General features: G+C 63.1%; 9 protein-coding genes. 1 reads left to right on the forward strand and 8 read right to left on the reverse strand.

Annotation, left to right across the window (positions count from 1 at the left end; all coding sequences use genetic code 11):
• Window positions 1-161 precede the first annotated feature (161 nt).
• The 3 genes from galT to B2994_RS03835 form a co-directional block, all read right to left on the reverse strand.
• On the reverse strand, window positions 162-1,409 hold the full coding sequence (gene galT / locus B2994_RS03825) for a galactose-1-phosphate uridylyltransferase (protein WP_291527059.1): 1,248 nt from the start codon (window positions 1,407-1,409) through the stop codon (window positions 162-164).
• A complete protein-coding gene (locus B2994_RS03830) occupies window positions 1,406-2,218 on the reverse strand; it encodes a DeoR/GlpR family DNA-binding transcription regulator (protein ID WP_291527060.1) in 813 nt (270 codons plus the stop codon). The genes galT and B2994_RS03830 overlap by 4 nt, the downstream gene beginning before the upstream one ends.
• Window positions 2,219-2,398: 180 nt before the next feature.
• Window positions 2,399-3,103 (reverse strand): polyprenol monophosphomannose synthase, encoded by a 705-nt coding sequence (locus B2994_RS03835; RefSeq protein ID WP_291527067.1) that lies wholly within the window; start codon window positions 3,101-3,103, stop codon window positions 2,399-2,401.
• Between the two features lie 182 nt (window positions 3,104-3,285).
• Here B2994_RS03835 and B2994_RS03840 point away from each other — a divergent pair, with 182 nt between their 5' ends.
• The gene (locus tag B2994_RS03840) at window positions 3,286-4,437 is read left to right on the forward strand and encodes a quinone-dependent dihydroorotate dehydrogenase (RefSeq protein ID WP_291527061.1); all 1,152 of its coding nucleotides are present in this window, start codon (window positions 3,286-3,288) and stop codon (window positions 4,435-4,437) included.
• Between the two features lie 156 nt (window positions 4,438-4,593).
• Here B2994_RS03840 and B2994_RS03845 read toward each other — a convergent pair whose 3' ends face one another.
• The 5 genes from B2994_RS03845 to B2994_RS03865 all read right to left on the reverse strand — a co-directional run.
• Window positions 4,594-5,919: an NADH:flavin oxidoreductase/NADH oxidase gene (locus tag B2994_RS03845; RefSeq protein WP_349675657.1), complete on the reverse strand. Its 1,326-nt coding sequence runs from the start codon at window positions 5,917-5,919 to the stop codon at window positions 4,594-4,596.
• Window positions 5,920-6,229: 310 nt separating this feature from the next.
• Window positions 6,230-8,572 carry a transglycosylase domain-containing protein gene (locus tag B2994_RS03850; RefSeq protein ID WP_291527063.1) on the reverse strand — a complete coding sequence of 781 codons (2,343 nt, stop codon included), beginning with the start codon at window positions 8,570-8,572 and terminating at the stop codon, window positions 6,230-6,232.
• A 146-nt stretch (window positions 8,573-8,718) separates the two neighbouring features.
• The gene (locus B2994_RS03855) at window positions 8,719-9,432 is read right to left on the reverse strand and encodes a Crp/Fnr family transcriptional regulator (protein ID WP_414630636.1); all 714 of its coding nucleotides are present in this window, start codon (window positions 9,430-9,432) and stop codon (window positions 8,719-8,721) included.
• A gap of 109 nt (window positions 9,433-9,541) precedes the next feature.
• The gene (locus B2994_RS03860; protein ID WP_291527065.1) at window positions 9,542-10,795 is read right to left on the reverse strand and encodes a lipoate--protein ligase family protein; all 1,254 of its coding nucleotides are present in this window, start codon (window positions 10,793-10,795) and stop codon (window positions 9,542-9,544) included.
• Window positions 10,796-10,880: 85 nt separating this feature from the next.
• A partial coding sequence (locus B2994_RS03865; RefSeq protein WP_291527066.1) for a 3-isopropylmalate dehydrogenase occupies window positions 10,881-11,605 on the reverse strand: 725 nt, incomplete at its 5' end.

Below are 11,605 nucleotides of genomic sequence, written 5' to 3' on the forward strand. Positions count from 1 at the left end.
GACGCCTTCGTCGTGCGAAAGCGGCTCGATGAATTCCACAGCAGTCATTGGTGTTTCTTTCTCTTACCAGGATTCTCTTGTGTTTCTTCTTGAGATTCTCTTGTCAGGATTCTCTATGCTGTATGGGGAGCGGGGATGCCGAAGATCCACGGCGCGACGGATCAGTCGATGTCGATCGCGCCGAGCTCGTGGAAGCGGTGGGCGATGATCTCCGGGGTGGTGTCGGAGATCCAGGCGGCCATGCCGGATTCGGAGCCGGCGAGGTACTTGATCTTGTTGGCGGCGCGGCGGAACGAGAAGAACTGCAGGTTCAGGCGGTAGTTCTCGCGGCGGGCGTCGTGGATCGGGGCCTGGTGCCAGGCGGCGATGTACGGCAGGTCCATGCCCTTGCCGTCGCCCTTGTCGAAGAAGGCGTTGCCGCGCTTCAAGAGCGTGGAGTACATCTGGGCCAGGTCCCAGCGTTCCTGGTCATTGAGCTGGTCGAGGGTGAGCACGTCGCGCACGGGGGCCACATGCACCTCGAGGGGCCACCGGGCGGCGGCCGGCACATAGGCCACCCAACTGTGGTTGCGCATCACGACACGCTTCCCCGCCTCGATTTCGGCGTTCATGATGTCCTTGAGCAGGTTGCCGCCGGTTTTGTCGTGGTATGCCTCGGTGTGCTGCAGCTCCTTCTCCATCTTCGGGGCGATAAACGGATAGCAGTACACCTGGCCGTGCGGATGGGCCAGCGAAACGCCGATCTCCTGACCGTGGTTCTCGAAGGGGAAGATCTGCTCGATGCCGTCCATGGCAGAGATTTCGGCGGTGCGGAAAGCCCAGGCCTCCACCACCGTGCGCAGGCGGGACACGGGAAGGTCGGCGGGCAGACCGTTCTCGTCCGGGTCGAAGCAGATGACCTCGCAGCGTCCGGCGGCCATCTTCTTCTCCCACAGCTTGCTGCCGTCCACGTATTCCACGGCTTCGGATCGTCCGGGGACCTTCACCATCGAGGGAAAGCGGTTTTCGAACACCACGACGTTGTAGTCGGTGTCCGGCACTTCGCCGTCCTGATACGGGTCGCCGGGCTTGCGGGCGGCCAGCGGATTGCCTTTGGCGGTGGCACCGGGGCCGGCGGTGATCGGGCGGTTCATGCGGGCGGTGGCCATGGGGATCCAATCCCCGGTCAGCGGATCGCGGCGCATTTCGGGGGCGGCGTACGGCACTTCCTCGCCGGCCGCGTTGATCTGGTTGGAGAAACGGTAGGGCAGCTGGCGTGGATCCTTGAGTTCGCGGGTCTTCTTGCCGGACACGTAGTCCGGGTCGTCGTCGAGGTAGAAGAAGTCGCGTCCGTCGGCCAGCGTGGTCGGGGTGATGCGAATATGGTCCGAGGCGTACGCCCCGGGGGTGTAATGCGCGAATTCACTCATTTCGTGTGCTCACTTTCTTGCGGTTGCTCGATCTGTTTGGCCAGAACGAGCTCTTTGACCAAATCCTTGGTTTGTTTGGCGGCGGCGGGATCCAGTCCGTCGTCGGTGACGACCGTGTCCACCTGGTCGAACCGGGCGAACAGGGACAGGGAGGTACACGACCACTTGGTGTGGTCGGTGAGGATGATGGCACGGTCCGCAATGTCCATCAGGGCCATGTCGGTGGCGGCCTCCAGCGAGTTCGGCATGAGGAATCCGCGCGGGATCGATACGGAATGGGTGCCGAGGAACACGGTGTTGACGCGCAGCGAACCAATGACTTTGTCGGCGATGGGTCCGACCAGCGAGTTCGAGCGGGTGATCACGCCGCCGGTGACGATCACTTCGACGTCTTTGGATTCGAGCGCCTGCACCAGTTCGGCCACGGGGATCGAATTGGTGAGGATGGTGATGCCGGCCGCCTGCTGGCTTTCGAGCAGATGCTGGGCGAAGACGTACGCCGTGGTGCCGCCGCCGATAGCGATCACGTCGCCGGGCGCCACGTATTTGATGGCTTCCTGTGCGATGGCGTCCTTCAGGCCGATGTCCATTTGCGATTTGACGGAGAACAGCGGCTCGGCGAGCAGGGTGGAGGTGGTGACGGCTCCCCCGTGGACGCGTTTGAGCAGACCCTTGTCCGCCAGGTCGGCAATGTCACGGCGGATGGTCATCGCGGAAACGCCCAGTTCCTTGGATAAGGCGGTGATGCGCACCGCTCCGCGGGTGCGCAGTCGACTCAGGATAAGATGTTGGCGCTGTGACGATATCATTCGAACATTATCGCACACGTTCGCTCAGAGAACAAAACGACGTTGAGCGTTTCGCGCCGAGGCATCGACCTTGCATGGGGAACTCGTCAGGCGACCCGGAAGACCCGTCGGCGCCACGGGCAGCTGCCACCACCAACCATCAGCTGCCACCACCAGCCGCCGGCCCACAGACAGCCGCCGTCAGCGCCGCCGCAGCAGACGCTCGCATCCCCACTGCGTCACGCGCCACATCGCCTCGACAACAATGTTCCTGCTCATTTTGGACCTGCCGAGCGTACGCTCCACGAAGGCGATCGGAACCTCGCGGATCACACCGCCCGCGGCCGCCACGCGACGGGTCATATCAACCTGGAACACATAGCCGTTCGCCTGCACCCGCTCCAAACCGAGACGGGCGAGCATCGCCGCCCTGTACACACGGAAACCCGCCGTCATATCGCGCACGGGCAGTCCAAGCATGGTGCGCGCGTACCATGACCCGACCCTTGAGATCAGGTCGCGGCTCCACGCCCAATTCACGGTTTCACCCCCGGCGACGCGGCGGGAACCGATCACCAAATCAACATCGGGGTTCAGCTTCGCCACATCGAGCATGCGCCGCAAATCCTCCGGCCGATGCGACCCATCCATGTCCATCTCGCAGATCAACGTATAGCCATGCGCCAGCGCCCAGTGGAATCCAGCAAGATACGCCGGCCCCAGGCCGTTCTTTTCCGGGCGGTGCAGCACATGGATGCGCCGGTTGCCCTGAGCCATGAAATCCGCTAGTCTTCCGGTGCCGTCCGGGGAATTGTCGTCGACGATGAGCACCTCGGCTTCGGGAACGTGGGCGAATACGCCGGACAACGTGGTGTTCAGATTCGCGACCTCGTTGTAGGTCGGCATAACAATCACCACTCGATCGGACTCAGGCAACCCCTTGGATTCGGACACCACTTCCCCTTTCGACTGCCACACAGCCACCTACTGTACCGTGAGCAGCCGTCGTTCGCATACGGACGACCCACGGCCGACATCGCCCAGCCCGCAACTGGCATGTAACGTCCGCGAGTGCGACAATGAGCAGCATGAGCTACGTTTCCGAACACTTCTGGCATGACGCCGTCAACAAGGCGACCACGGATCTCATCACCTTTGGCTACAAGCACGTCATCAAGCCATATTTCGTCTTCAACCACCGTCCCGACGAGGCGCACGACCAGATGATCGCCTTCTGCCGCACGGTCAGGCGGATTCCGCCGCTGCTGTGGGCCGAGGACCTGATGCTCAACTACACCGACCCGATACTGGAGACCACGGTGATGGGCGTGGACTTCTCCAACCCCTTCGGCCTGTCCGCGGGACTCGACAAGAACTGCGACATGCCCGTGGTGCTCGACCACGCCGGATTCGGCTTCGAGACGGTCGGTTCCACCACATCCCGCGCATGCCGGGGCAATCCGAAGCCATGGTTCCACCGGCTGCCGGAATACGATTCCATGATGGTGCACGTGGGCCTGGCCAACGACGGTTCCGACGCGGTCATCGCCCGGGCCGAAGACGCCTGGAGAGGCGCCCGGCACATGCAGCTGTCGGTGTCGATCGCCCGCACCAATGACGATCGGACCGGCGACATCGACGAAGGCATCGAGGATTACTGCATCTCCATGCGCCGGGCCGCCGGGCGCACCGCCATGGTCGAGGTCAACATCTCCTGCCCCAACACCAAGGCCGGCGAACCGTTCAACACCAATCCGGACAACCTCGACCGGCTGTTCACCGAACTGGACAGGATCGACCGTCCGCAGCCCACGCTCGTCAAGATGCCGCTGAACAAGACCTGGCCCGAATTCCGAGACCTGCTAGCCGTATTGGCCGAGCACAACGTGCAAGGCGTGTCCATCGCCAACCTGCAAAAGGACCGCGCGGGGCTCAATATCCCCAGGGAATGGGAGGGCGGCCTGTCCGGCGGACCGTGCACCCGCGCCAGCAACGCACTGATCCGCAACACCTACCGCGAATTCGGCGACCGGTTCGCCATCGCCGGTATCGGCGGCGTGTTCACGCCGCAGCAGGCGTACGACAAGATCCGCTCCGGTTCGAGCCTGGTGATGTTCATCAGTTCGCTGATGTACCGCGGACCGCAGCAGATCACCGTGCTCAAACGCGGACTGGCCGAGCTGCTGCGGCGCGACGGATTCGCGCATGTCGGCGAGGCGGTCGGCGTCGACGTCGACTGAGCCCGCCGGGCGGCGCGGCGGCATATCTTCGAGGGGACACTGGCATGGGGTCCAGTGCCTCCCGTCATATTGCCTCCCGTCAGTTTGCCTGCGTCAGCCTCCAAAGGGCTTGACGCCCGCGGTTTCGCGAACGCCAAGCCCTTACCAGGCCCGTACCTAGAACGCACCGCGCAGATATTGGGGCTGGTACGGCGCCTCGTCCATCGAAAGGCCCAACTTGCCGGCGGCGCGCAGCGGCCAATACGGGTCGCGCAGGGCTGCGCGGCCAATCTGCACCGCATCGGCCTCGCCTTTGCGCACCACGCGATCGGCCTGCTTCGGCTTGGTGATCAACCCCACCGCGGTGGTGGGCACCAGCGCCTTGGAACGCACCTGCTGCGAGAACGGCACCTGATAGTCCGGCTTCACCGGCACGGCCACGCCGGGCAGCAAACCGCCCGTGGACACGTCCACCAGGTCGACGCCATGCTCCTTGAGCAGTCGCGCGGTTTCGATCGTCTGGTTGAGATCCCAGCCGCCGGCGGCCCAGTCGGTGGCGGATACGCGCACGAACAACGGCATGGTCTCCGGAATCACGCCGCGGATCGCATCGGTCACCTCCAGCAGCAAACGGTAGCGGCCAGACAGCCCGCCACCGTATTCGTCAGTGCGCATATTGGTCAGCGGATCAAGGAACTCGCTGAGCAGGTAGCCGTGTGCGGCATGGATTTCAATCACTTCGAAGCCCGCGCGCACGGCACGCTCGGCGGCGGCACGGAACTCATCGACAATGCGGTGGATCTCGTCCACACCCAGTTCGCGAGGCTCAGCCATCCGCCCAAAGGCGATCGGACTGGGGGCCACCGTCTGCCAACCGCCTCGGTCAAACGGCAGCGATTCGCCATCGTATCCGACCGAGAAGCTTCCCTGGGAACCTTTGCGGCCCGAATGATTCAGCTGCACGGCCGCCACCGCGCCGGCCTGTTTGATGTCCGCGACGATCCACTTGAACGCCTCGACCTGATCGTCGTTCCACAAACCCAGGTCGTTGATCGAGATACGCCCCTCGGGCGACACGGCCGTGGCCTCCATGCATACCAGGCCAAAGCCGCCAACCGCGCGCGACACATAATGCTGATAGTGGAACGGCGTGGGCTTGCCGTCTCCGGCGAATGCCGAATAGGTGTCCATCGGAGGCAGCCAGACGCGATTGCGCGCGGTGACGCTCCGCAGGGTGATCGGGCTGAACAGCGCCGGCGTTTCGGCCTTCACCGCGTTCTTGGCGACCTTGAACAGGGACTTTTTGCTGATTTTCGGCGATGACGGCTTGTCGTCATCGGCTTCGACGGCTGCGTCGGCGACGGCGTCACTCTCGGCACCATCGTCGCCCTCATTGATCTCGTCGGCCGCGTCGCTCTCATCGCCATTCTGGGGGAATTCACCGCGGGCTTCGGCGGACTCGCGCTCGGGCAGATCATCCGCAACGTCGTCACCGTCCGCCATGTCGTGGTCGTAGGCCGACGACTTCGCCGCAGTGGCGCCCGAAGTGAACCCCCTCATGTCAAAACCCGGGAACTCCGTGTATTCCTGGCCATCATTCGCCATTGCCTTCCCCTCCTGTCGGCCGCGTATGGGCATTGGCGCATTACCGCTCGATATCCCCGCGGCAATGCGGTCCCATTCATTGTAGGTCGGCTATGCAAACAACCCTCGCAACCGTTTGTGCATGGGTCGTGAGGGTCGTTTCCTTAACCTACGTAGTATCTCGGTACAGCTACATAGAGCAGTAGGTCACGCAGGCCGTCGATTATGGCTATTGCCCGTTCTGCCGGTCATTCTGACCGTCCTGCTGCTGGCCGTCACCATCATTTGAATCCTGCTGGTTCGACGCGTCCTGCGATGGGGACGCGGACGACGAAGACGACGATGAAGACGAAGACGACGAGGTCGAGGATGCGGACGACGAGGTCGTCAGATACTTCGGATCGGGATTGCCGTAATCGTTATTGATCGGAATGTTCGCCGAGGACAGATACGTCTCCATGAAGTTCTTCCACGCCGGCGTCGCGATATACGACCCATACCATGTGTCATGGTAGACGCCGTTGATGGTGCGGTTGGTGAAGCCGTCCACCGTGCGGTACTCGCCCGTGCGCTTGCCGTTCTTGAGGACCTCCTCCTTCTTATACCCCTCGGCGTTGCCCACGATCGTGAAAGCCGCGACCTCGGGCGTGAAGCCGCCCGTCACCATGTACTCGTTTTCGTTGGTACCGGTTTTCGCAAAGGTCTTGCGCCCGTTGTCAAGCTGGGCCGCCTTGGCCTGGCCGGTGGGCTGCACCACGCCCTGGTTCATGGCGTAGGCCACGGTCTGGGCGATCGCGGGATCAAGCGCCTGATGGCAGTTGGCGCTCGGCACCGGATACTCCTTGCCGGTGCTGTCGGTGACTTTCTTGAGCGCGATGGGGGTGCACTGCACGCCATTCGCGGCAATGGTGGCGTAGACGTTCGCCATGGTCAGCGGGGACGCGCTCACGCCGGCGCCAATCACCACCGGCGGATTGTATGTGGTGCCGATCTCCTGCAGCTTCTTGCCCCGGTCCGCCGCGGACGCACTGTGGAAGCCCATGTCGGACGCCGTGTCGAGAATGCTGTTCAGGCCGATGACCTTGAGCATGGCGGCCTGCGTGGTGTTGTGAGAATTCACCAAGCCCATGAGCGGGGATTCCGCAGTGCCGCGCACACCGCCGGAGTTGCTCACCTGCCATGTGACGGGAGCCTTGTAATCGGGAATCTCCGTGCGTTCGTTGATGCTATTGGTGGCGGGCAGCACCTCGTTGATCGACCGGCCGTTTTTCATCCATGCGGCCAGGTTGATCGGTTTCCATGTGGAGCCGACGGGGAAGCCCGAGCCTCCGCCATCGACTTCGTCCACCGCATAGTTCAGCGCGGTGCGGGTGCTGTCCGAACTGGCCGCATCGGTGGCGTCATACGTGCGGTTGATGCCGAAGCCCAGCACCTCGCCGGTGCCCGGCCGGATCGCCGCCATCATGACCTCGAATCCGGACGGGTCGTTGACGGGGATTGCGGTACGGGCCGCATTCATGGCGGCGTTGTTGGCGTTCACGTCCATCGTGGTGTAGATATCGAGACCGCCGGTTTTCAACAGCTGCTGGCGCTGCGCCACGGTTTCGCCGAATTCGGAGGAATTCTCGATCTGCTTGACCACATACGAGCAGAAGAACGCGGCATCACCGGCAGCCATGCAACCCTGCGCCACGGAGGTGATATGCAAGGTGTCCTTCACCGGCGTGGCCACCGCAGTGTCGTGCTCCTCCTGCGTGATATACCCCTCCTGCAGCATCAGATCAAGGGTGATGTTGCGTTCGCGCTCGGATTGGGGAAGGTTCGCCTCAACGGAGGGATCCGTTTTCTCGGGGTTCTTGGTGATGGCGGCGATCGTGGCCGACTCCACCACATTGAGGTCCTTGGCGGACTTGTTGAAATATCGGTGCGCGGCCGACTCCACGCCGTACAGGCTCTTGCCTCCGAACTGCGCGATATTCAGATAGCCTTGCAGGATCTCCGCCTTGCTGTATTCCTTCTCGAGCTGCACCGCGATCAGCATTTCGCGCAGCTTGCGGGCCACCGTCTGCTCCTTGGCGTGATAGGCGGCAATCGGATCGTCGTCCGCCTCGGCCTGGCTGACCAGCACGTTCTTCACATACTGCTGCGTCAGCGTGGAACCGCCCTGCGTATCATCATCCTTGATATACGTCATGACGAAGGCGCGCAACACACCTTGGAAATCCACGCCGGAGTGCTGGAAGAAGCGACGGTCCTCGCGTGCCACCACGGCTTTCTGCATGATGTCGGAGATCTCGCTCAGCGGCACCACCGTACGATTCTGCGTATAGAACGTGGTGATCAGCGAACCGTCGGAAGCATACAGATTCGACGCCTGGGGCAGGTCCGCAATGGAGAAATCGATGCCTTCGGCCTTGAGATTCGGGGCGAGCGTGCGAACGACGGAATTCACGCCGAACACCGCGGGCACCAGAAATCCGCTCGCCACCACGCCACCGGACAGGCAAAACATCAAATAGGCCAGCAGCAGCGTGAGGAAGCGCTTCACAGTCAAGGATTTCTTTTCAGGCATGCTGCCCATTCTAAGGACCCGCCTCTACCGCGCCAACAAGCCGCGGAAGAAAGCCTTACGGTATGTCCACGATTGGTTTTCCCAGCTGAATGCCGACTGGCAGACGTCTGCGGGAAACAGGAACAACCACCGGAAGTGACCTGAAATCAGCGCTTCGACCGGCGAATCAGCATGCCGGGCTGGAAGATGATAATCGAACGGCCCTTGCGCGCGATCCAGCCGCGATTGTCGAAGTCCATGAGCGCCTTGTTGACGGTTTCGCGCGAGGCGCCCACCAGTTGGGCCATTTCCTCCTGGGTCAGATCGTGCGGCACCATGAGGCCGGCTTCGATCGGCTCTCCGAAGCGGCGGGCAAGGTCGATGAGCGTTTTGGCCAAACGGGCCGGCACATCCATAAACACCAGATCGGAGAAACGCTCATTATTGGCGCGCAGACGCCTCGCCAGCACCTGCAGCATATCCACGGCCACGCGCGGATGCTCGTCAAGCCAGGCGAACAGATCGTCATGCTCCAGCGACACCACGGTGGTGCCGTTGGTCATGGCCACGGCCGACGCCGTACGCGGTCCGCCCGTGGGATCGAAGACGGGAATCTCGCCGAGTATTTCGCCATGCCCGTGGATGGACAGCAGCTGCACACGATGGTCATCCGATTGGCGGGTGAGCTTCACGCGGCCGTTTTCCAGCACGTACATGCGATGGTCCTCATCGCCTTCACGGAAAATGTAGCCGCCTTTGTTCAACGTCCAGCGCTTGAGATGCGGGATCAGTTGCGCGGCTTCCGCACGCGAGACCTGCTTGAACAACGCGGTGCGCAACAACGTGTTATCCTCGCCGAAACTCCCGTCAGAAGTAATCACGCTACGCATCCTCCTTGTAGTCGGGACCTCCTCGGCCGCATAAAACATGCAACAGTATAACCGTTCACACAGACGGGGTCAGCGATGAAAACCGGCAGCCCAGCAGCGTCTAGGCGATGACGCCCGTCCATTCGTCGCGGCGATACCGCGCGTCGGCAAGCGCCCCGGCGCGGTCCAGCATGCGTTCGTCCAGCGAGGCGAAGGACGCCCCCGGCACACGACGCACCAGATGCCGCACGAGATGATCGAGGATCGCCTCGCGACTCAACCCGGTTTGCGAGCGCAGGGGGTCCACGCGCTTCACCGCCGATCTGACCGCCTTGTCGCTCATCTTCTCCTTGGATATATTGAGCACGCGCGTCATTTTCATCGCGTCGATATCGTACGAAAGCATGGTGTGGTGCAGCACCGCCCCCCGCGCACCCCGCGGCATGCGACGTTGGGCGGCGCCGCCGATCTTGCCCAGCGGCGAGGCGATGTCGTTGATGGGCCGGTAGCTGGCTTCGATGCCCAGTTCGCGCAGCGCGCGCATCACCCACAGATCGCAGAGGCGATACGAATCCTCAACGCCCAGACCTTTGACGAAGTCGAGCGGCGCATACAGCGAATAGGTGATCACCGATCGGGGTTCGGCGAACATGGCTCCGCCTCCGGTGATGCGGCGCACCACGGTGATGCCTTCGGCCCGCGCCTGGTCGCCGTTCACCTCGGCCCTCAGCGATTGGAAGCGTCCGATCACCACGGCGGAGCGATCCCATTGCCAGAATCTGATGGCGGCGGGCATCTCGCCGTTGGCCACGGCCTCGCCGATCGCCTGCTCCAGGCCCATCTGCACGGCCGGTTCGCGCGGCTCATCGCGAATGACCAGTGGATGCAGCACGGCCCAGCGACTGGCGAAATCGGCATCGGCGGTTGCATTGGCGGCGGGAGGGGCCGCCATGGCCGGCGCGACCGGCTCCCCCACTGCGCGACAGACGGCCACGGCAATGGTAACGGCATCGGCCCCGATCAGCCGCGATGACGGATGCGACTGCAACACCGATCGGACCGTCGCGACAAGTCTGCGATAGACGGCGTCGGGAGATGTTCCGTCTGCTGCCGACACGCCCGACACGCAGCCTCCCGACGCGACGATCGCCGTCTCGATGTCCTCGATCAGCGCATGCGACGGCTCGTCTCCACCAATGAAAAAATCGCCGTCAATCCGGCAGGCGGCGATACGTCGGCCGCGTCCGCCGCCGCATCGGACGTCATCGCCATCGTCCAGGAGCACGCTGGCGGCAATCAGCTTGCCTCCCGGCAGTTTGCATTCCCCCCGCGTCCAACGTCCGCGACCGTGCCCCATGGCGCTCATCGTGCTCATCGACCCCGCTCCCCTCTCTGAACGACATTGGCGTTTGCCCGACGAGACACCGGGCAAACGCCAACCTATCGCAGCAGCGGCGCACTCACAAGCGGGCCAGAATATCCTTGCCGACCTGTTCGGTCGAGCGCTTGGCGGATCCCAGCTCCTCGATGTCTGCTTCGACGGCCGCGTCGATTCGGGCGGCGGCCGCGTCGAAACCGAGATGGCGCAGCAGCATTGCGGCCGAAAGGATCGCGGCGGTGGGGTTCGCGACGCCCTTGCCCGCGATGTCGGGGGCGGAACCGTGGATCGGCTCGAACATGGACGGGAATTCGTTGGAGGCGTTGATGCATCCGGAGGCGGAGTAGCCCACGCCACCCACCACGGCACCGGCCTCGTCGGTCAGAATGTCGCCGAAGAGGTTATCGGTCAGGATCACATCGAATTTGGAGGGGTTCGACACCAGGAAGATGGTGGCCGCGTCGATGTGCTGGTAGTCGTGCGTCACCTCGGGGTATTCCTCGCCCACGCGGTCCACGATGCGCTGCCACATGTCGCCGGCGTTGACCAGCACGTTCTTCTTGTGGACCAGCGTGACATGCTTCCTGCGCTTCATGGCCAGCTGGAAGGCGTAGCGCACCACGCGCTCCACGCCATACGCGGTGTTGATGGACACCTCGGTGGCCACTTCGTGTGGGGTGTTGCGACGTACGGCGCCGCCAGCACCGCAGTACAGGCCCTCGGTGCCTTCGCGCACCACCACGAAGTCGATGTCGCCGGGATTGGCCAGCGGCGAGGTGACGCCCCTGTACAGCTTGGACGGGCGCA

The sequence above is a fragment of the Bifidobacterium sp. UBA744 genome (assembly GCA_002298605.1).
Taxonomy (GTDB): Bacteria; Actinomycetota; Actinomycetes; order Actinomycetales; family Bifidobacteriaceae; genus Bifidobacterium.

Excerpts from the sequence above, each read along its gene's own strand:
- galT (WP_291527059.1), bottom strand. The coding sequence starts at position 1,409 with ATGAGTGAATTCGCGCATTACACCCCCGGGGCGTACGCCTCGGACCAT.
- B2994_RS03830 (WP_291527060.1), bottom strand. The coding sequence starts at position 2,218 with ATGATATCGTCACAGCGCCAACATCTTATCCTGAGTCGACTGCGCACC.
- B2994_RS03835 (WP_291527067.1), bottom strand. The coding sequence starts at position 3,103 with ATGCCGACCTACAACGAGGTCGCGAATCTGAACACCACGTTGTCCGGC.
- B2994_RS03840 (WP_291527061.1), top strand. The coding sequence starts at position 3,286 with ATGAGCTACGTTTCCGAACACTTCTGGCATGACGCCGTCAACAAGGCG.
- B2994_RS03845 (WP_349675657.1), bottom strand. The coding sequence starts at position 5,919 with ATGGCGGACGGTGACGACGTTGCGGATGATCTGCCCGAGCGCGAGTCC.
- B2994_RS03850 (WP_291527063.1), bottom strand. The coding sequence starts at position 8,572 with ATGCCTGAAAAGAAATCCTTGACTGTGAAGCGCTTCCTCACGCTGCTG.
- B2994_RS03860 (WP_291527065.1), bottom strand. The coding sequence starts at position 10,795 with ATGAGCACGATGAGCGCCATGGGGCACGGTCGCGGACGTTGGACGCGG.